This is a genomic window from Roseovarius halophilus (ex Wu et al. 2025) (assembly GCF_047086965.1).
In genome coordinates this window covers 15,964-35,808 of the sequence record NZ_JBKOTX010000038.1, presented here as the reverse complement: position 1 = coordinate 35,808, position 19,845 = coordinate 15,964, and the positions used below count along the sequence as shown (strand labels likewise).

Genomic DNA, 19,845 nt, shown 5'->3' with positions numbered 1-19,845 from the left:
GCGCCACCAAACTGAAAACGCGTAAACTCAATCAAGGATGAGCCAGAGCCTCCAAACGAAAGCACGCTCTGATGTCCCAAATTATCTGAAGACGCACAGTGCTGATCGGCGAATGGGCCGCGGGCCAATTGGGTGACGCGGCCGAAGACGCCAAGATCGGCCTTCTCAACATCAATATTTCGCAGCCCACCGTGGGGGTCCTGCGCAACCAGGGCTTCCTCGACGGCTTCGGCATCGACCTCGGCGACCCAAACAAGTGGGGTGACGAGACCGACCCGCGCATCGTCGGCCACGACACCAGCGACGGGGCGGCAGACGGGGGCCGCCGCGGCATGGAGAACCTGCTGTCCATCGATCCCGAGATCAACCTGGTCTACACTATCAACGAACCCGCCGCCGCTGGGGCCTACGAGGCCCTCACGGCGCTGGGCCGCGAAGACGACGCACTGATCGTCTCGGTCGACGGCGGCTGCCCCGGTGTGCAGAACGTGCAAGAGGGCATTATCGGCGCGACCAGCCAGCAGTATCCGCTGCGCATGGCGTCGCTGGGCATCGAGGCCATCGTCACCTATGCGGAAACGGGCGAGACGCCGGAGGCCACCGAAGGTAAGGACTTTTTCGACACCGGCGTTGCGCTGGTAACGGATGATCCGGTCGAGGGCGTTCCGTCGATCGATACCGACGAGGGCCTGGAGCTCTGCTGGGGCTGATGGCGACGGCATCGGCGGGCGCCCCAAGCGCGGGGTGTCCGCCATATCATACTGATACAAGACGACTGGCGCAGCGGCCCGCTTCGGAGGAGAACAATTGATGTCGACAGACCGGAACGCGGACAACTACGAATCCGTTCTGACAGGGGCATCCCTGGATGTCGGGTCCTTCGATGAGGAGGACAAGGGCCTGGTCGGCCGCCTTCAGGAGATGCTGCACGCGACGCCGTCGCTGGTGCCCCTCATCGTCCTGGTTGCGGCCATCATCATCTTCGGCCTCGCACTCGGCTCGAAGTTCTTTTCGCCTTTCGCGCTGACCCTGATCCTGCAGCAGGTCCAGATCGTCGGCGTTCTGGCCGCCGCTCAGAGCCTCGTCATCCTGACCGCCGGAATCGACCTTTCGGTCGGGGCGCTGGCGGTACTGTCGTCGGTCATCATGGGCCAGTTCACGTTTCGCTACGGTATCCCGCCGACGATTTCGTTGATGCTGGGCCTGACCATCGGAACGGCAATCGGTGCAATCAACGGCTGGCTGGTCAGCCGCGTCAAGCTGCCGCCCTTCATCGTGACGCTGGGCATGTGGCAGATCCTTCTGGCCGCCAACTATCTCTATTCGCGCAACGAGACACTGCGCTCGCAGGATATCGCGGTCGAGGCGCCGTTCCTGCAGCTTCTTGGCATCAAGTTTCAGCTTGGCGGGGCCACCTTCACGATGGGCGTTCTGCTGATGATCACACTGGTGGCCGCGCTGGCCTATGCGCTGCGCTCGACCGCATGGGGGCGGCACGTCTATGCCGTGGGGGACGACCCCGAAGCGGCCAAGCTCGCGGGGGTCAACGTCCACGGCACGCTGATGTCGGTCTACATGCTGGTGGGCTTTATCTGCGCGCTCACGGGCTGGGTGATGATCGGGCGCTTCGGTTCGGTGTCGCCGGCTGTCTCGACCGGAATGATGGGCAATATCCAGTCGATCACCGCAGTCGTGATCGGGGGCATCTCGCTGTTCGGCGGACGCGGTTCGATCGTAGGCGCCTTCTTCGGCGCGCTGATCGTCGGCGTCTTCGAGCTTGGCCTGCGCATGGCCGGGGCCAATCCGCAGTGGACCTGGCTGTTGATCGGGGCCCTCATCATCGGCGCGGTTTCGCTAGATCAGTGGATCAGAAAGGTGTCGCAATGACAACGGAACCCATTCTCTCGGGGCGCGGCCTGGTCAAACGCTTCGGCAAGGTGACCGCGCTCGACCGGTGCGACTTCGACCTGATGCCGGGCGAGATTCTCGCCGTGATCGGCGACAACGGGGCCGGCAAGTCGGTGATGGTCAAGACGCTCTCGGGTGCACTGCAGCCCGACGGCGGTCAAGTTTATCTCGACGGCCGGCCGGCGACCCTTAACTCGCCCACGGACGCGCGGGAGGCAGGGATCGAGACGGTCTATCAGACCCTCGCCATGTCGCCCGCCCTTTCGATCGCTGACAACATGTTCATGGGCCGCGAAATCCGCAAGCCCGGCATCATGGGACAGTGGTTCCGCAAGCTCGACAAGCCGGCGATGGAGGCCTTCGCGCGCGACAAGCTGTCCGAGCTGGGCCTGCTGACGATCCAGAACATCAACCAGGCGGTCGAAACACTGTCGGGCGGGCAGCGCCAGGGCGTGGCCGTGGCACGCGCCGCCGCTTTCGGGTCAAAAGTCATCATTCTTGACGAGCCGACGGCGGCATTGGGGGTCAAGGAATCCCGCAAGGTCCTGGAACTGATCCTCGATGTCCGCTCGCGCGGCATCCCGATCATCCTTATCAGCCACAACATGCCCCATGTCTTCGAGGTCGCGGACCGGATTCACGTTCATCGGCTGGGGCGGCGGCTCTGTGTGGTGAACCCCAAGGATTACACCATGTCCGACGCCGTCGCGTTCATGACCGGCGCGAAGGACCCGCCAAGCGAAGCCGTCCCGGCATAGGGCTGGTCAGGGTATTCCCACGAGACGCTCGCTTACGGGCGCTGATATCCAAAAAACGCAAATTCTCGCGCGAATGCGTCTTCGACCAGTCGCGCCGCCGGGCGCTCATAATTGGCCCCGTAATAGATACTGAGATCCAGTTTAGGCCGCACACCCGCCTTGGCCGTCTTATCACGCAACGAGACATTCGTGATTTCGCACGACTCCATCATGTCGGAAAAATCGCGGTCAAGCCCCTCATATTGGAGCACCCGGTCCACTACCAGTTCGCCATCACGCGTGTACATGTCGAAATTGGAGAACGAAGCCAACCTCTTGGACTTGCAGAATTCCTCGAATGTTGTCCGGGATCGGTTACAGGTCGGTTGTAGCGGTCATAGACGAAATGAAACGCGGAAACCGCTTTGTCGTACGGGTTGCGTTCCACGCAGAAGGCGCGACATCCCTCGATCTCGGCCGAGAGGTACTTGGCGGCCACGTCATAGCCGTGGTGCGGATAGCGCGCCCGCACGGCACCATCGCTGCGCTCGCGCAACGCCCGCACCATGCGCCGAACCGCGCGTCGCACGGTCTTGCCGGGCCTCTGTCTCTCCTCCTGTGGCCAAAGCGGCGTGGCCAGATCGCCGTCGCGCAACGCCGGGCCAAGGGCGATTTCGATGGATGACCCCGCTGTTTTCATTGTCTTGATGAACAACAACCCTGGTTCGCGACAAATAAGCATAAGGTTTACCCGCCCCGGAACCAACGCCATTATTAAATATTAAAGTCGTCACCGCCCGCCACTAACATAGCCCTTATTGGTGTTATGTAAGTCCAGCATCGAAATAGGTCAAGACTGGGGTTGCAAGACGGCGTCATAGGTGAGGCTCTGGCCTGTATGCGCCCCAAAAATCGAACGCGGATGATTGAGGCCGGGTTGCTACCTTTGACGCCCAAACCTCGCTTAGCTATTCGGATGCGCTACTGAAATTTCATCAAAACGGTGACGAAGCACGAATACCGGAAGAATGGCGACCCCGGCAGGATTCGAACCTGCAACCTGCCCCTTAGGAGGGGGCTGCTCTATCCAGTTGAGCCACGGGGCCGCTGTCCCATTGAATGCCCGGATTGACCGCAGAGGGCAAGAGCTTGGACAAGCCCGCCGAAGCGCGGTAACAAGGCGCAAGCGACACAGGACAGGCCGGACAATTGAACACATCGAACAAGCGCCCGCTCACGCTGCGTGACGTGTCCGAGGCCTCGGGCGTCAGCGAAATGACCGTCAGCCGGGTGCTGCGCAACAAGGGCGACGTCAGCCAGGCCACCCGCGACCGGGTGCAGGACGCCGCCCGCGCCCTGGGCTACGTGCCCAACAAGATCGCCGGCGCCCTCGCCTCGCAGCGGGTCAACCTGGTGGGCGTCATCATTCCCAGCCTCAAGAACATGGTCTTTCCCGAGGTCTTGTCGGGCGTGTCCTCGGCGCTCGAGGGCACGGAACTGCAGCCCGTTGTCGGCGTGACGGACTACTCCCCCGAGAAAGAGGAAAAGGTCCTTTTCGAGATGCTGTCCTGGCGCCCCTCGGGGATCATTCTCGCCGGGCTGGAACACACCGACCCGGCCCGTGCCATGCTGGAACGCTCCGGACTCCCGATCGTCGAGATCATGGACACCGATGGCGAGGCGGTGGACGCCAACGTGGGGATTTCCCACCGGCGCGCCGGGCGGCTGATGGGCGAAGCCATTGTCGAAGCCGGTTACAAGAAGATCGGCTTCCTGGGCACCAAGATGCCGCTGGACCACCGCGCGCGCAAACGCTTCGAGGGGCTGACACGGGCGCTGGCGGGCCACGGGATCGAGATCGCCGACCAGGAATTCTATTCCGGCGGCTCGGCCCTCGCGAAGGGCCGCGAGATGACCCAGGCCATGCTGGCGCGCAGGCCGGATCTCGATTTCCTGTATTATTCCAACGACATGATCGGGGCGGGCGGGCTGCTCTACCTTCGCGAAAAGGGCGTCGACATTCCAGGCCAGATCGGTCTGGCCGGGTTCAACGGGGTGGAACTGCTCGACGGGCTGCCCCTGCGCCTGGCGACCATGGATGCCTGCCGCGCCGATATTGGCGAGGCCGCGGCCCGGATCATTGCCGACCGCAACTCAGGCGCGATCAGTCAGGGTGGCCAGCACATCGAACTGGAGCCCAAACTGGCCCCGGGCGACACGCTGCGCAGGGGGTAGCAAAGCGCCCCCGGCACGCGATGGGCGAAAAAGACGCAAAAACCGGGCAGGTTTGATCTGCGTCAAGGCTTCTCTCAGGTCTCATGCAATAAATAGTATGTTTACATATTTCCTCCGGGTTGCAGCCTTGGGGAAGGAACGCGCAGCGGCGTGCAGATCGCATCCGTGCCCCCCGCGCCGATCCCTCGGTTCCCTGGATCGCCGCGGGGGTGCGTTCCGCAAGAAACGAACCGAACGGAGAGCACCTTGCCCAACGATCAAACCTCCCTCGCTCGGCTTGCCGCCGGACCCAGCCGCCGCACCTTTCTCGGACTGGCCGCGGGGGGTGCCGCCCTCGCCGCCGCAGGGGCCGGGCAGGCCCAGCCGGTGCGGACAAGCGCCAGGATCGTCATCATCGGCGCGGGGGCCGGGGGCACCTCCCTGGCCAATCGCCTGGTCGAGCGTCTCGACGGCGCCGCGATCACCCTGATCGACCCGCGCCCGCAGCACCTCTATCAGCCGGGGCTCTCGCTGGTGGCCGCGGGCCTCAAGCCCGCCGACTACGTCATCTCGCAGACGACGGACTGGCTGCCCGATGGTGTCACCCTGATCGCCGAGAAGGCCGCCGCAATCGACCCCGAGGCCAAGACCGTTTCCACCGAGGGCGGCCAGACGGTTAACTACGATTTCCTGGTGGTCGCGCCGGGGCTGATCCAGGATTATGACGCCATCGAGGGCTTCGACCTCGACATGGTGGGCGAAAACGGGATCGGCGCGCTCTATGCCGGGCCCGACCATGCCGCCCGCACCTGGCAGGCCGCCGCGCGCTTTGCCGAGGAGGGCGGACAGGGCCTGTTCACGCGCCCCGCCACCGAGATGAAATGCGCGGGCGCCCCGCTCAAGCATGCCTTCCTGATCGACGACATCGCCCGCCGGCGCGGCAACCGTGGCAAGGCCGACTTCCTCTATGCCGCGCCGCAGGGGTCGCTTTTCGGGGTGCCAATCGTGGCCGAGAAGGTGCGGATGCTCTTCGGCGAACGCAACATCGACACGGCCATGCAGCACACACTGCAAGCCATCGAGCCGGGGGCGAAGCGCGCCACCTTCCGCGATGCGGACGGCGCTCGGGTGGATATGGACTACGATTACATCCACGTCATCCCGCCGCAGCGCGCCCCCGACGTGATCCGCCAGTCCGGCCTGTCCTGGGCCGACAAGTGGACGGATCAGGGCTGGGTCGAATGTGACCAGCACAGCCTGCGCCACCTGCGTTATGAGGACATCTGGGCGCTGGGTGACGTGGCCGGCGTGCCCAAGGGCAAGACAGCCGCCAGCGTCAAGTGGCAGGTGCCCGTGATCGAGGACGGCATCGTCAGCGCCATCGCGGGCCAGGACCCGACGGAACGCTACAATGGTTACACCTCCTGCCCGATGATCACCCGGGTCGGGCGTGCCATGCTGATCGAATTCGACTACAACAACGACCTGACGCCCTCGTTCCCGGGTTTCATCGCCCCGCTGGAGGAACTCTGGATCAGCTGGCTGATGAAAGAGGTCGCGCTCAAGGCCACCTACAACGCCATGCTGCGCGGCCGCGCGTAAGGAGAGACAGACATGCAAGAGCTTACCTTCGGCACCCTAATCGCCGTCTTCGAGGAAATCTTCGGGCGCGGCCTGTTCTGGATCATGGTCGCCCTCGCCGGGCTTGTGACGCTGGCCTATGTCTACGTGCTCGTGCGCGACCATGCGGTCAGCTGGCGCAAGTTCCTCTGGGCGCAGCTGTCCATGCCGTTGGGTGCGGTCGCCGCGGTCTGGTTCCTGCTGGCCATGACGGATTCCCGTCTGTCCGACATGGGCGGCCCCATCGACCTGATCGTTCTGCTGGGCGTGGCTGCCCTCGGTGCCGTCGGGCTGGCGATCCTCGTCTATACCGTGCAATCGCTGGTCCGTCCACCCACAGAAGAGGGCTAGGGTCTCTTCCACCGGCGCGTGGCCCCGTGCTAGGGACTGCGCCACCGCCCCAGTGAAAGGTCCGCGCCCGATGACATTCGACCGTTCGATCAAGATCGCCCCCTCGATCCTCTCTGCCGATTTCGCCGATTTCGGCCGCGAGATCCGTGCGATCGAGGCGCAGGGCGCCGATTGGGTCCACGTCGACGTGATGGACGGGCATTTCGTGCCCAACCTCACCTTCGGGCCCCCGGCGGTGAAGGCGTTTCGGCGCCACGTGACCACGGTGATGGACGTGCACCTGATGATCGCGCCGGTCGATCCGCATATCGACGCCTACGCCGCCGCCGGGGCCGACATTCTGACCGCCCATATCGAGGCCGGCCCGCACATCCACCGTACCCTGCAGGCCATCCGCGCCGCCGGCATGAAGGCGGGCGTCGCACTCAACCCCGGCACCCCGGCCGGGGCCGTGGCCCATCTGCTCGACCTGACCGACCTTGTCTGCGTCATGACGGTGAACCCCGGTTTCGGCGGCCAGAAATTCATCGACATGACCGACAAGGTGCGCGCCCTGCGCGCGATGATCGGCGACCGCCCCGTCCACATCGAGATCGACGGCGGGATCGACCCCGGCACCGCGCCGCTCGTCACGGCAGCAGGGGCCGACGTTCTGGTGGCCGGATCGGCGGTGTTCCGCGGCGGCACGGCCGACGCCCCCGGCCCCTACGGTGATAACATCCGCGCCATCCGCACCGCGGCTGCGGAACAGATGCTTGATCCGGCAGGCCCGCTTGCCGCCAGCAGCCCCTGATCGCATTTCCACCCGACAATCTGACGATACCACCGCGCGACGTGACCACCCGCGCTGATAGCGGCCCTGAGCAGCCCCGCGGCACACCTTGCGCTGCTCGTGACAAAAAGACACGGGACCCCGCGCACACGTCGGCGAACTGAACCATGCTTGGTTCAAGTAAATTGCGATGACCAGTGGTGAGCCGTGCAGGATTCGAACCTGCGACCCACTGATTAAAAGTCAGTTGCTCTACCAACTGAGCTAACGGCCCACTAGGCGGCGTCTTTAGAAAGGGCATGACCGGCGGTCAACCCCGGAATCGATACAATCGCTGGATTCGCCCCGCGGCCTCTACTATACGCCCGCGCATGGATGCGACGGATCGGAAATCATTGGCCTTCATGAAGATGCACGGGCTGGGCAACGACTTCGTCGTGGTCGATGCGCGGGCGCGCGCCCCGTGGCCGTCAGAGGCAACTGTCGTTGCCATGGCCGACCGGCACCGGGGGGTCGGCTTCGACCAGCTTGCCGTGATCTCGCAGACCGACGGCGTGGACGCGCATCTGACCTTCTACAACGCGGACGGTTCGCGCTCGGCGGCCTGCGGCAATGCCACGCGCTGCATCGCGCGGCACCTCATGGATGAGACCGGCCGGACGGAACTGGTTCTCGCCACGGATCGGGGTCAACTGGCCGCGCGCGACGCGGGCGATGGCCTCACCTCGGTCAACATGGGGGCGGCCATGACCCGCTGGGACCAGGTGCCGCTGACCCATGCGGTGGACACCCTGGAACTGCCCCTCGATGGTGCACCAACCGCCACCGGAATGGGCAACCCGCACTGCACCTTCTTCGTCGCGGATGCCGAGGCTGTGGATCTGGCCACCCGCGGCCCCGAGATCGAGCATCACCCGCTTTTCCCTGACCGCACCAACGTGCAGTTCGTCCATGTGATCGCGCCCGACCACCTGCGGATGCGGGTCTGGGAGCGGGGCACGGGGATCACTCTGGCCTCTGGCTCGTCCTCATGCGCCACGGCCCATGCCGCGCACCGGCGCGGGCTGGTGGGGCGGGATGTCACCATCGAGCTGGACGGTGGCACCATCCATATCCGTATCGCAGAGGATGGAATTTGGATGACCGGGCCGACCGCCCATGTCTTCGATGGGGTCTGGCATGGCTGAGGCGCCGAGGTTCACGACGCTGGGCTGTCGCCTCAACGCCTATGAGACCGAGGCGATGAGCGATCTGGCCCGGCAGGCCGGACTGGGCGACGCCATGGTGGTGAACACCTGTGCCGTCACCGCCGAGGCCGTGCGCAAGGCGAAAAAGGAAATCCGACGCCTGCGCCGCAGCAACCCCGAGACCCCGCTGATCGTCACGGGCTGCGCGGCCCAGACCGAGCCCGAGACCTTCGCCGCCATGCCCGAGGTCACACGCGTCATCGGCAACACCGAGAAGATGCAGCCCGAAACATGGGCCGGCCTGGCCCCCGACCTGATCGGCGAGACGGAGAAGGTGCAGGTCAACGACATCATGTCGGTGACAGAAACCGCAGGCCACCTGATCGACGGCTTCGGCACCCGCAGCCGCGCCTATGTGCAGGTCCAGAACGGCTGCGATCACCGCTGCACCTTCTGCATCATCCCCTATGGCCGGGGCAATTCGCGCAGCGTGCCCGCGGGCGTGGTGGTCGAACAGATCAAGCGGCTGGTGGACAGGGGCTTCAACGAGGTGGTGCTGACCGGGGTAGACCTGACAAGCTGGGGCGCCGACCTGCCCGCCAGCCCACGCCTGGGCGACCTTGTCATGCGCATCCTGAGAATGGTGCCAGACCTGCCGCGCCTGCGCATCTCGTCCATCGACTCGATCGAGGCGGACGCGGCGCTGATGCAGGCCATTGCGGACGAGCCGCGCCTGATGCCGCATCTGCACCTCTCTCTGCAGCATGGCGACGACCTGATCCTCAAACGCATGAAGCGCCGCCACCTGCGCGACGATGCCATCGCCTTTTGCGAGGAGGCCTGCCGCCTGCGCCCCGAGATGACCTTTGGCGCCGACATCATCGCCGGGTTCCCAACCGAGACCGAGGCGCAGTTCGAGAATTCCATGAGGCTGGTCGCGGACTGCGGCCTGACCTGGCTGCACGTATTTCCCTACTCGAAACGCCAAGGCACCCCGGCGGCGCGGATTCCCGACCAGGTGCCCGGTCCGGCGATCCGCGACCGTGCGGCCCGGCTGCGCGCGGCAGGGGCCGAACGCGTGCAGGCCCACCTGACCGCGCAGGTCGGGCAGACCCATGCCGTTTTGTTGGAAAACCCCCGTATGGGCCGGACCGCGCAATTCGCCGAAGTCGCCTTTGGATCGGATCAGCCCGAGGGCGAGATCGTGACCGCCCGGATCACCGGAACGACGGGGGACCAGCTGGTCGCATGACGCCGATCCTGTGGTCCTTTCGCCGCTGTCCCTATGCCATGCGGGCGCGGCTGGCGCTGGCCAGCGCGGCAGTGCGCGTCGAGCTGCGCGAAGTCGTGCTGCGCGACAAGCCGCCAGCTTTTCTGGAAACCTCGCCCTCGGCCACCGCACCTTGCCTCGATGGCCCCGATGGCGTGAACGACGAAAGCCTCGACATCATGCTCTGGGCGCTGCGCCGTCATGACCCGGAGTCTCTGCTGGAGATGCCGGAAGAGGGGTTTGACCTGATCGACATCTGCGACAGGCCGTTCAAGGCGGCGCTGGATCGCTACAAATACGCCAGCCGCTTCGACGACGCGGACCCCGGCGTGGAGCGAAGCCGCGCGGGGGATTTCATCGCAGGCCTGAACAGCCGATTGGCCGATCGACCATGGCTATTCGGCGACAGGCCCAGGCTGGCCGATCTCGCCATCCTGCCCTTCGTGCGCCAGTTCGCCCATGTGGACTTGGCCTGGTTCACGGCCCAACCCTGGCCCGACGCCACTCGCTGGCTTGAAGCCTTCAAGACCTCGGCCCGGTTTCGCGGCATCATGCAGAAACATCCACCGTGGCATCCCGGCGACAGCCCGGTTCAGTTTCCCTGATCGGCCAGCGTCGCGCCATGTTGGGCATCTCGCCGGGCCAGAGGCCAGCACCCCGGGATGCCCGCTTGATGCGCAGCCCCGATAGCGCCTAGTCTGACGCCAACACCAGGAAAGGCCCCTCGATGCAGTTGATCATGTCACCGCCCTCCCCCTATGCGCGCAAGGTCCGCGTGCTGATCCGCGAGGGCGGCCTTCAGGATGCGGTAACCGAACAAGAGGTCACGACCACCCCGCTAGACAGCGCGCCGCAGGCCCTGGCCGCCAACCCGCTGGGCCGCATTCCCGCGCTGATCCGGGCCGAGGGGCCTGCGCTCTATGACAGCCGGGTGATCTGCCGCTATCTGGACAGCATGACAGAGGTCGCCTTCTACCCCGAAGCCCGCCTGTGGGAAGTCCTGACCCTGGAGGCGACGGCCGAGGGCATTCTCGACAGCGCCGTCTCCATGACCTACGAAAGCCGCTTTCGCGGTGACACCGCCTGGGACGGCTGGCTCGATGCGCAATGGGCCAAGATCGACCGCGCGCTCGACGCGCTCGAGGCCCGCTGGATGAGCCACCTGTCCGGCCCGATCACCCTGGGCCAGATTGCCACGGGCTGCGCGCTGGGTTACCTGGACCTGCGCCAACCCGGACGCGACTGGCGCGCCGGGCGTCCCGCCCTCGCCGAGTGGGAGGGGCGATTCTCGGCCCGCCCTGCGATGCGCGCCACCGCTGCGGACTGAACGCAGGCCACAAGCTCACCGGTAGTATCGCGACAATTTGGCCCTCTGGACGGGCACAGCCGGTGCCGCATCTCGTACATGCGACCGATTGGAAACTGGACTGCGCCGGATTGTGCCGCTAGAAGCGACACGAATGGGGCTCGTCAGAGCACCCTTGGCTTGTGCGAGTGGCCCCGTGCCGGGCCCGAAGAGAATCGGAGATGAACACCGTGTCAAACGCAGACGACCCTCAAGGAACCCGCCGCGACTTCATCTACTACGCGACCGGCGGTGCCGGTGCCGTCGTGACCGGTGCCGCTGTCTGGCCGCTGGTCGACCAGATGAACCCCTCGGCGGACGTGCTGGCTCTGGCCTCGATCCGGGTCGATATCAGCACCATCTCGACGGGCAGCCAGATGACCGTCCTCTGGCAGGGCAAGCCGGTGTTCATCCGCCGCCGCACCGAAGAGGAAATCGCCCGCGCGCGCAGCCTTGACGGCGATGTCGAAAGCCTGCCCGATCCGATGGCCCGCAACGAGAACCTCGGCACCGAGGCCGCGGCGCTGGACGAAAACCGCACCCTCGACGAGTCCGGCGAATGGCTGGTCCAGATGGGAGTCTGCACGCACCTTGGCTGCGTGCCGCTGGGCAACAATGCCGGCGACTTCGAGGGCTGGTTCTGCCCCTGCCACGGGTCGCACTACGACGCTTCGGGCCGCATCCGTCAAGGGCCGGCCCCGAGAAACCTTCCAATCCCCGTCGCATCCTTCGTCGACGACGTGACCATCCAGCTGGGTTAAGGAGAACCGAGAATGTCCGGAATCCCACACGATCACTACGAACCGAAGTCCGGCGGGGCCAAGTGGCTCGAGGGCCGCTTGCCGATCATCGGGCTACTGCACGACACCCTGACGATTCCCACGCCCAAGAACCTGAACTGGATGTGGATCTGGGGGATCGTCCTGACGTTCTGCCTGGTGCTGCAGATCGCCACCGGCGTGGTGCTGGTGATGCACTACACCCCGCATGTGGACATGGCCTTTTCCAGCGTCGAGCACATCATGCGCGACGTGAACGCCGGACACATGATCCGCTATTTCCACATGAACGGAGCTTCGCTGTTCTTCGTGGCGGTCTACCTGCACATCTTCCGCAGCCTCTACTACGGGTCCTACAAGGCCCCGCGCGAGGTCACCTGGATCATCGGCATGCTGATCTACCTGCTGATGATGGGCACCGCCTTCATGGGCTACGTGCTGCCCTGGGGACAGATGTCGTTCCACGGCACCGCCGTCATCACCGGTCTGTTCGGCGCCATCCCCTTCGTCGGCGAGGCGATCCAGACCTGGCTGCTCGGCGCGTCGTCGGTGGGTCAGCCGGCGTTGAACCGGTTCTTCTCGTTGCACTACCTGCTTCCCTTCATCATGGCGGGGCTGGTCATCGTGCACATCTGGGCCTTCCACTCGACCGGCAACAACAACCCCACCGGGGTCGAGGTGCGCCGCACGTCGAAGGCCGAGGCCGAGAAGGACACGCTGCCGTTCTGGCCCTACTTCGTGATCAAGGATCTCTTCGCGCTGGCGATTATCCTGGCCGTCTTCGTCGCCGTGGTCGGCTTCATGCCCAACTACCTCGGCCATCCCGACAACTACGTCGAGGCCAACCCGCTCGTGACACCCTCGCACATCGTGCCGGAGTGGTACTTCCTGCCCTTTTACGCGATCCTGCGCTCGTTCACCGCGGACGTCTGGGTGGTGATGTTCGCCGAATGGATCTCTTTCGGGATCATCGACGCCAAGTTCTTCGGCGTGCTGGCGATGTTCGGCGCGATCGTCGTCATGGCACTGGCGCCCTGGCTGGACACTTCCTCGGTGCGGTCGGGCCGCTATCGCCCGATGTTCAAGTGGTGGTTCGCCCTGCTGGTCGTGGACTTCATTGTCCTGATGTGGGCCGGGGCCATGCCGGCCGAGGGCATCTACCCGATCATCGCCCTGATTGGCTCGGCCTACTGGTTCGCCTACTTCCTGATCATCCTGCCGCTGCTTGGCGTGATCGAGAAGCCGGAGACCCCGCCGGCCACGATCGAAGAGGACTTCAACGCCCACTACGGCTCCGAAGACGCGTCGGGCAGCCCCGCCGCCACGCCGGCCGAGTGAGAAAGGACCGCGCAACAATGATCCGCACACTCTCCCTTACCGCAGCCGTCACCCTCGGCCTGGCCACCGGGGCCAGCGCCGCGGGTGCCGAAGGCACCAAGATCACCGACTACGCCTTCTCCTTCGAAGGGCCCTTCGGGTCTTACGACCAATTCCAACTGCAACGCGGCCTGCAGATCTACACCGAGGTCTGCTCGGCCTGTCACGGTCTCAAGTTCGTCAACTTCCGCAACCTCAGCGACGCGGGCGGCCCGGACCTACCCGAAGACCAGATGCGCGCCTACGCGGAACAGTTCTTTCTAAGCGACTTCGACGCGCCAGAGAACCAGGACCTGATCGACCCCGACACGGGCGACCAGAAAACCCTGACCCCGTCCGACCATTTCCCGGCCAACGATACGCAGGGCGCGCCGGACCTGTCACTGATGGCCAAGGCCCGCGCCGGGTTCAGCGGCCCCTACGGCACCGGTATCTCGCAACTGGTCAACGGCATGGGTGGGCCGGAATACATTGCCTCGCTGCTGACCGGCTACACCGGCGAGACCAAGGACGAGGCGGGCACCCTGCTTTACGAGAACGACGCCTACGCTGGCGGCTACATCAACATGGCACCGCCGCTCTACGACGAAGGTGTCGTCTATGCCGATGGCACCGAAGCGACCATCGAGCAGCAGGCCGAGGATGTCGCCGCCTTCCTCATGTGGACAGCCGAACCCAAGATGATGGCCCGCAAGCAGGCCGGCCTGACCGGCGTCATCTTCCTGACCGTGCTGGCCGTGCTGCTCTACATGACCAACAAGCGCATCTGGGCGCCGCACAAGAAGACCGCCCGCAAGGACTGACGCCCCTACAGCATGAGACAAACCCAAGGCCCGCCCAACCGGCGGGCCTTTTCATTTACCCAGGTAGGCGCGCAGGGGGCTGGAAGGGTTGTCCAGAACCTCGGCAACCGGGCGGGGCGGCGCCATCCGGCCCTCATCAACCACGCAGATCGAATCGGCCCGGGCCGCATCCTCGGGGTCGTGGCTGACAAAGAGCACCGTGCGCCCGGCCCCGCCCAGCACATCGCGGCACAGGTCCATCATGTCCTGCCGCTGCCCCGGGCCGAGGGCGGCGAAGGGTTCATCCAGAAGCACGAGGGGCTTGTCCTGCAAAAGCACGCGCGCCAGCGCCGCCCGGCTTTGCTGCCCCCCCGACAGGGTGCCCGGCATCCGCGCGCCCATCCCGCCCAGGCCGACACGGGTCAGCGCCTCTTCCACGCGGCGCGTCTCTTCGAGAGAGGCGCGCGACCGGGTCGTCAGTGCCAGGGCCAGGTTGCGCCCCACATCCAGATGCGGGAACAGGTTGTTGTCCTGAAACAGCATCGCCACCGGCCGGGCGCCGGGCGGAAGGCTGTCGATCCGGGCGCCGTCCCAGCGCAGGGCCCCGGAGGCCAGCGGCAGGAACCCGGCAATGGCATTCAGCACGGTGGATTTTCCCGCGCCGGAGGGCCCCAGCAGCGCCGTGAAATCACCAGCATCAACAGACAGATCGGCGCGCAGTTCGAACCCACCCTGCGCGAGCACGATATCCTCAAGCGTCAGTGCCAACGCGGCCTCCTCGGTCGAACATCCAGAACATCCCCAGACTGAGCGTGACAAGCAGCAGCGCCGCGCCCGCGGCGGCCTCGGTCTGGTAGGCCCCCATGAGGCGGAACATGGCCAGCGGCAAGGTCTCCTGCCCGCCCGAGGCGAACAGCGTGATCACCCCCAGGTCGCCCATGGACAGCGCCGCGGCCAGCCCGGCGGCAAAACCCAGCGGGCGCCGGATGCGCGGCAGAATCAACAGCCGCATCCGCGCCCAGCCCTGCAGGCCCAGCCCATCGGCCAGCCGTCCGAACTGCACCTCGGCATCGTCTCGCGCCACCGCCAGGATACGCACCGCAAAGGGCAGCGCGAAAAGGGCATTCATCAGCGCCGTGACTGGCAAGGCCACGCTCGCAGGTCGAACAAAGGGAAAGACCACGATGAAAAGACCCGTGCCCAGTACCAACGCCGTCATCGAGAGCGGCACCACCGCCACCGCCCGCGACCAGCCCGTGCCATGGGTGACAATGGCGAGGGCCAGCCCAATGCAAAGCACCATCGAGACCAGGGCGACCAGTATCGACCGGCTCGCCGCCAGCAGGACCGAGCCGGGCATCTGCCCCAGGCCCGGCAGGCCGGCCACAAGGATCGCGCCCATGGGCAGCAACAGGAACAGCGCCGCCGCTATCAGAACCGCCGCATCCCTGCCCAGCGACCCATCCCAGCGATCGACCGTCCGATCCAGCCCGGCGCCCAGCGCATCGGGCACATCCACCAGGAGAAGAGCGCCGAGGGCGACCACGCAGACGCCAAGCTGCACCAGCGCCAGCGTCGCGGCCCCCCCAAGGTCGAATTCGAAGCGCACCGCCTGGTAGATCGCCAGTTCCAGCGTCGTCGCCTTCGGCCCGCCGCCCAGGATCAGGGCGACAGCAAAACTGGTGGTGCAGACAAGGAATATCACGGCAAAGGCCCCCGGCATTGCGCGCCGCAGCATGGGCCATTCGAGCAACCGCCACACCGGTTGGCCCAACTGCGCGGCCACGCGGAAACGCTCCGCCGGGATGGCCAGCCAGCCGTGCAGCAGCATCCGCACCGCAAGCGGCAGGTTGAAGAAGACATGAGCGAGGATCACACCCTGCGCGCCATAGATCGAGACAGGCGGCAGTCCCAGCCCGCCCAGAGCGCCATTGATCAGCCCCGAGCGCCCGAAAATGGCCAGCAGTCCCATGACCGCAACGATCACCGGCAGGACGAAGGGCGCACCCAGCAGCGTGATCAGCGCGGCGCGCCCCCGGAACCGCCGCCGGGCCAGGGCACCGGCGATGGGAATGGCCAGAGCCACGCTCAGCACCGCCGAGACCAGCGCCTGCCATATGGTAAAGCGGAACGCCGCCCAATCGGCGGCGCCCAGCCCGGACATTCCCCCGGCTGTCCAGATCACGGCCCCGAGGGGGACCGCGATCAAGGACAGCACGAAAAGCGCCACTATTGCGCCAGCGCTGCGCGCCATTCCTCAAGCGCCGCATCACGCATGGCGGCCGCTTCTTCCGTATCCAGAAGCAGGGCCTTGTCCGGTTCGATCAGCGTCTCGAAACCCGCGGGCAGGCCGCCCTCGGGCACCACGGCCGGATACATCCAGTTGGTCGTCGGGATGGCCGACTGAAAGGCATCGGTCAGCATGAAGGCCATGAACTGATCTGCCAGGTCGGGGACATCGGTGCCGGCAACTTTTCCGGCCACCTCGACCTGCATGTAATGCCCCTCGTCGAAGGCCCAGGCCACCTTGCTGTCGTCCTCCTCGGCGATCAGGTGATAGGCGGGCGAGGTCGTGTAGGACAGCACCGCGTCGGCCTCACCTTCCAGGAACAGGCCATAGGCCTCGGACCAGCCGGGCGTGACCGTCACGATGTTGTCGGACAGGTCCTGCCACAACGCGGGGGCCTCATCGCCATAGATGGTCTTGACCCACATCAGCAGGCCCAGCCCCGGCGTGGACGAGCGCGGGTCCTGGATGACGATCGAGATGTCGCTGTCGGCCAGTGCTCGCAACGAGTCGGGCGCCGGGTCGCCGGCATTGCCAACGAAGGCGAAATAGCCCCAGTCGAAGGGCAGGAAGTGATCGTCGGCCCAGTCCACGGGCAGGTCCAGCTCGGGCGTGATCCCGTGTTCCGCGAACAGGCCGGTCTCCCGCGCCGCCGCCGTCAGGTTGGTGTCCAGTCCCAGCACGATGTCGGCCTCGGTGCGCGGACCTTCCAGTTGCAGCCGCGACAACAGCGCGGCCCCATCGCCCGCCGCCTCGAATTGCAGGTCGCAGTCGCAGGTGGCCTCGAAGGCTTCCTCGATCACCGGGCCGGGGCCCCATTCGGTGACGAAACTTTCATAGGTGTAAACTGTCAGCACATTGTCCTGCGCCACGGCACTCGTGGCCAGAAGTCCTGCGATGACGGAAAGGGCGGTCTTCATTTGCATCCTCCATATCGCCGGACGGACGTCGGGGATTGAGGATCGCTCAACACCTTCCCTCCGCCGGTCTTAACCGGTTCAGGTTCAACGGGTTCGCGCCATGCATCTCAGCCCTTGCGGGCACCCCGAGGTAGGGTGGAACCTAGGCCCTGCGGCCGGGCTTGGCAAGGGCGCCCCTGCCCGCTAGACGGGGCAGATCAAGGGAGCGCCCGATATGAGCCTGAACACCTACGGTCATCTTTTCCGCGTCACCACCTGGGGCGAAAGCCACGGCCCGGCCCTCGGCGCCACGGTCGATGGTTGCCCGCCGGGCGTGCCTCTGACAGCGGCGACGATCCAGCACTGGCTGGACCGGCGCCGCCCCGGCCAGAACAAGATGACCACCCAGCGCAACGAACCCGATGCGGTGGAGATCCTGTCAGGCGTTTTCGATGACACGACGACCGGCACACCGATCCAGCTGATGATCCGCAACACCGACCAGCGGTCGAAGGACTACGGCGAGATCGCCCGGACCTTCCGCCCCGGTCATGCGGACATCACGTATCACCAGAAATACGGGCTGCGGGACTATCGCGGCGGCGGACGCAGTTCGGCCCGCGAAACGGCGGCCCGCGTGGCCGCCGGTGGCGTGGCGCGCGCAGCGATCGGGCAATTGGTCCCCGGGATCGAGATCAAGGGCTACATGGTCCAGATGGGCGAAAAGACCATCGACCGCACCCGCTTCGAATGGGACGCCATCGAGGACAACGATTTCTGGTGCCCCGACCCGCAGGCCGTCGCCGAATGGACCGACTACCTGAACTGGCTGCGCAAGGACGACCACAACTCGGTCGGCGCCATGATCGAGGTGGTGGCGCGGGGCGTGCCCGCCGGGATCGGCGCGCCGGTCTATGGCAAGCTGGACACCGACCTGGCCGCCGCGATGATGAGCATCAATGCCGTCAAGGGGGTCGAGATCGGCGAAGGCCTGGCCGCGGCGGGGCTGACCGGCCGCGACAACGCCGACGAGATCTTCATGGGCGAGACCGGCCCGGAGTATTCCAGCAACCACGCCGGCGGCATCCTTGGCGGGATCAGCACGGGGCAGGAAATCATCCTGCGTTTCGCCGTGAAGCCAACCAGTTCGATCCTCTCGCCACGCCGCTCCATCAGAACCGACGGCAGCCCGACCGAGGTCGTCACAAAGGGCCGACATGACCCCTGCGTCGGCATCCGTGCGGTGCCCGTGGGCGAAGCCATGATGGCTGCGGTGATCCTCGACCACATGCTGCTGGACCGAGGCCAGACCGGCGGCATGCGGGGGCAGGTCGGCTAGGTGTTCAGTCCCAGCATCTGGTGGATCGAGTCGAGGATGAATCGATCCGGCGCTGAAGTCCAGATCTTGCATATGTATTCGTATGGCGTGACGCCGCCCAGAGTTTTGAGCCGCCGGGCGAAATTGTCGGCTGCCATGAAATCTGTTAGGTGCGTGCGTAGCTGATCGTGGCTGTCGTAGTGGAAGCGCTTGACTGTCGCGTCCTTGATCGTGCGGTTCATCCTCTCGACCAAGCCATTGGTCCACGGATGGTTGGGCTTGGTCAACCGATGCTCGATCCCGTTCGCCTCGCAGATCATGTCGAAGCGCATCGGCCGGGAGATGATCGTGTTCCGGTTCCTCGGCTGTTCAGCGAACTGGATGCCATTATCGGTCAGGATCGTGTGGACCTGGTAGGGCACGGCCTCCAGCATGTGCTGAAGGAACTCCCATGCGGTGCGCCTGTCGGCCTTCTCGACGAGTTGGGTCACCGCGAACTTGCTCGTCCGGTCGATGCCCACGAAGAGATAAAGCTTTCCCTCGGCGGTCTGCACCTCGGCGATGTCGATGTGGAAGAAGCCGATCGGGTAGCGCTTGGACTTCTGGCGCTTTGGTTTGTCCCCACCGACGTCCGGCAGGCGAGAGATGCCATGCCGCTACAGACAGCGGTGCAACGCCGAGCGCGTCAGGTGCGGGATTGTTGTCTGAAGGGCATAGAGACAGTCATCCAGCGGCAGCAGCGTGTGCCGCCGGAAGGCAACGATCATCGCCTCCTCCGCCTCGGTCAGGACCATGGAGTGCGGCTCCCTCGGGCCGGTCTTCTGATCCTCGACCGTCGCCCGCTTGCGCCACTTCGCAACCGTCTTGGGGTTGATACCAAGCTCCCGGCTCAACGCCGCGGTCGAAGCTTGCGATCGCTGTATTGCAACTCGGACGGCGTGCGTGGTCGTGGCGCACCCGTGACGAATTTGTCCCATTTCGAAAGGATCGCACCACCAA

At 65.4% G+C, this 19,845-nt stretch carries 19 protein-coding genes, 2 tRNA genes, 2 pseudogenes and 1 riboswitch; of the genes and pseudogenes, 15 read left to right on the top strand and 8 right to left on the bottom strand.

All coding sequences use genetic code 11. The features are described 5' to 3' along the window. Positions 1–101 precede the first annotated feature (101 nt). The 3 genes and pseudogenes from ACH107_RS10200 to ACH107_RS10190 form a co-directional block, all read left to right on the top strand. Positions 102–710: pseudogene (locus ACH107_RS10200) on the top strand (substrate-binding domain-containing protein); the annotation flags it as partial. A gap of 100 nt (positions 711–810) precedes the next feature. Next, positions 811–1,887 carry an ABC transporter permease gene (locus tag ACH107_RS10195; RefSeq protein ID WP_412505750.1) on the top strand — a complete coding sequence of 359 codons (1,077 nt, stop codon included), beginning with the start codon at positions 811–813 and terminating at the stop codon, positions 1,885–1,887. Further along, positions 1,884–2,666 (top strand): ATP-binding cassette domain-containing protein, encoded by a 783-nt coding sequence (locus ACH107_RS10190; protein ID WP_412505749.1) that lies wholly within the window; start codon positions 1,884–1,886, stop codon positions 2,664–2,666. Before ACH107_RS10195 ends, ACH107_RS10190 begins: the two co-directional genes overlap by 4 nt. 32 nt (positions 2,667–2,698) lie before the next feature. On the opposite strand, the gene ACH107_RS10185 is transcribed toward ACH107_RS10190, so the two are convergent. The 3 genes from ACH107_RS10185 to ACH107_RS10175 form a co-directional block, all read right to left on the bottom strand. Then, positions 2,699–2,926 carry a hypothetical protein gene (locus tag ACH107_RS10185; protein WP_412505748.1) on the bottom strand — a complete coding sequence of 76 codons (228 nt, stop codon included), beginning with the start codon at positions 2,924–2,926 and terminating at the stop codon, positions 2,699–2,701. Continuing rightward, positions 2,926–3,360 (bottom strand): hypothetical protein, encoded by a 435-nt coding sequence (locus tag ACH107_RS10180; protein WP_412505747.1) that lies wholly within the window; start codon positions 3,358–3,360, stop codon positions 2,926–2,928. The genes ACH107_RS10185 and ACH107_RS10180 overlap by 1 nt, the downstream gene beginning before the upstream one ends. A gap of 314 nt (positions 3,361–3,674) precedes the next feature. Then, positions 3,675–3,751: transfer RNA gene (locus tag ACH107_RS10175), tRNA-Arg, on the bottom strand. Between the two features lie 103 nt (positions 3,752–3,854). Here ACH107_RS10175 and ACH107_RS10170 point away from each other — a divergent pair. The 4 genes from ACH107_RS10170 (at position 3,855) to rpe (ending at position 7,623) form a co-directional block, all read left to right on the top strand. Next, on the top strand, positions 3,855–4,880 hold the full coding sequence (locus ACH107_RS10170; protein ID WP_310692241.1) for a LacI family DNA-binding transcriptional regulator: 1,026 nt from the start codon (positions 3,855–3,857) through the stop codon (positions 4,878–4,880). A 246-nt stretch (positions 4,881–5,126) separates the two neighbouring features. After that, positions 5,127–6,461, top strand: a complete 1,335-nt coding sequence (locus tag ACH107_RS10165; RefSeq protein WP_310692242.1) for an FAD/NAD(P)-binding oxidoreductase — start codon at positions 5,127–5,129, stop codon at positions 6,459–6,461. Positions 6,462–6,473: 12 nt separating this feature from the next. Beyond that, entirely contained in the window at positions 6,474–6,830 is a 357-nt protein-coding gene (locus ACH107_RS10160; protein WP_310692243.1) for a DUF5368 domain-containing protein, read from the top strand. 70 nt (positions 6,831–6,900) lie between these two features. Next, positions 6,901–7,623, top strand: a complete 723-nt coding sequence (gene rpe, locus ACH107_RS10155; RefSeq protein ID WP_310692244.1) for a ribulose-phosphate 3-epimerase — start codon at positions 6,901–6,903, stop codon at positions 7,621–7,623. A gap of 177 nt (positions 7,624–7,800) precedes the next feature. Here rpe and ACH107_RS10150 read toward each other — a convergent pair. Further along, positions 7,801–7,876 (bottom strand) — tRNA-Lys (locus ACH107_RS10150). 97 nt (positions 7,877–7,973) lie between these two features. Here ACH107_RS10150 and dapF point away from each other — a divergent pair. The 7 genes from dapF to ACH107_RS10115 all read left to right on the top strand — a co-directional run bounded on the left by dapF (position 7,974) and on the right by ACH107_RS10115 (position 14,363). After that, positions 7,974–8,789 (top strand): diaminopimelate epimerase, encoded by an 816-nt coding sequence (gene dapF, locus ACH107_RS10145; protein ID WP_412505746.1) that lies wholly within the window; start codon positions 7,974–7,976, stop codon positions 8,787–8,789. After that, positions 8,782–10,041: a tRNA (N(6)-L-threonylcarbamoyladenosine(37)-C(2))-methylthiotransferase MtaB gene (mtaB, locus tag ACH107_RS10140; protein WP_412505745.1), complete on the top strand. Its 1,260-nt coding sequence runs from the start codon at positions 8,782–8,784 to the stop codon at positions 10,039–10,041. Before dapF ends, mtaB begins: the two co-directional genes overlap by 8 nt. Next, positions 10,038–10,664, top strand: coding sequence for a glutathione S-transferase (locus ACH107_RS10135; RefSeq protein WP_412505744.1), 627 nt, complete (start codon positions 10,038–10,040; stop codon positions 10,662–10,664). The genes mtaB and ACH107_RS10135 overlap by 4 nt, the downstream gene beginning before the upstream one ends. 122 nt (positions 10,665–10,786) lie before the next feature. Then, on the top strand, positions 10,787–11,386 hold the full coding sequence (locus ACH107_RS10130) for a glutathione S-transferase (protein ID WP_310692236.1): 600 nt from the start codon (positions 10,787–10,789) through the stop codon (positions 11,384–11,386). Positions 11,387–11,595: 209 nt separating this feature from the next. Further along, positions 11,596–12,165 (top strand): ubiquinol-cytochrome c reductase iron-sulfur subunit, encoded by a 570-nt coding sequence (gene petA / locus ACH107_RS10125; RefSeq protein WP_310692240.1) that lies wholly within the window; start codon positions 11,596–11,598, stop codon positions 12,163–12,165. Positions 12,166–12,177: 12 nt separating this feature from the next. Next, positions 12,178–13,521, top strand: a complete 1,344-nt coding sequence (locus ACH107_RS10120; protein WP_310702594.1) for a cytochrome b — start codon at positions 12,178–12,180, stop codon at positions 13,519–13,521. A 17-nt stretch (positions 13,522–13,538) separates the two neighbouring features. Next, entirely contained in the window at positions 13,539–14,363 is an 825-nt protein-coding gene (locus tag ACH107_RS10115; RefSeq protein ID WP_310691791.1) for a cytochrome c1, read from the top strand. Positions 14,364–14,414: 51 nt separating this feature from the next. On the opposite strand, the gene ACH107_RS10110 is transcribed toward ACH107_RS10115, so the two are convergent. The 3 genes from ACH107_RS10110 to thiB are packed head-to-tail and all read right to left on the bottom strand — an operon-like array spanning position 14,415 to position 17,555. Next, positions 14,415–15,110: an ATP-binding cassette domain-containing protein gene (locus ACH107_RS10110; protein WP_310691790.1), complete on the bottom strand. Its 696-nt coding sequence runs from the start codon at positions 15,108–15,110 to the stop codon at positions 14,415–14,417. Next, positions 15,094–16,596: a thiamine/thiamine pyrophosphate ABC transporter permease ThiP gene (locus tag ACH107_RS10105; RefSeq protein WP_310691789.1), complete on the bottom strand. Its 1,503-nt coding sequence runs from the start codon at positions 16,594–16,596 to the stop codon at positions 15,094–15,096. The genes ACH107_RS10110 and ACH107_RS10105 overlap by 17 nt, the downstream gene beginning before the upstream one ends. Continuing rightward, positions 16,572–17,555, bottom strand: coding sequence for a thiamine ABC transporter substrate binding subunit (thiB, locus tag ACH107_RS10100; protein ID WP_405049857.1), 984 nt, complete (start codon positions 17,553–17,555; stop codon positions 16,572–16,574). Before thiB ends, ACH107_RS10105 begins: the two co-directional genes overlap by 25 nt. A gap of 32 nt (positions 17,556–17,587) precedes the next feature. Next, a riboswitch (TPP riboswitch) is annotated at positions 17,588–17,687 on the bottom strand. A 76-nt stretch (positions 17,688–17,763) separates the two neighbouring features. On the opposite strand from thiB, the gene aroC reads away from it, so the two are divergent. After that, positions 17,764–18,867, top strand: coding sequence for a chorismate synthase (gene aroC / locus ACH107_RS10095; protein ID WP_412505743.1), 1,104 nt, complete (start codon positions 17,764–17,766; stop codon positions 18,865–18,867). On the opposite strand, the pseudogene ACH107_RS10090 reads toward aroC, so the two are convergent. After that, positions 18,864–19,823, bottom strand: a pseudogene (locus tag ACH107_RS10090) (IS481 family transposase). The gene aroC and the pseudogene ACH107_RS10090 sit on opposite strands and share 4 nt — an antisense overlap. Positions 19,824–19,845: the final 22 nt, after the last annotated feature.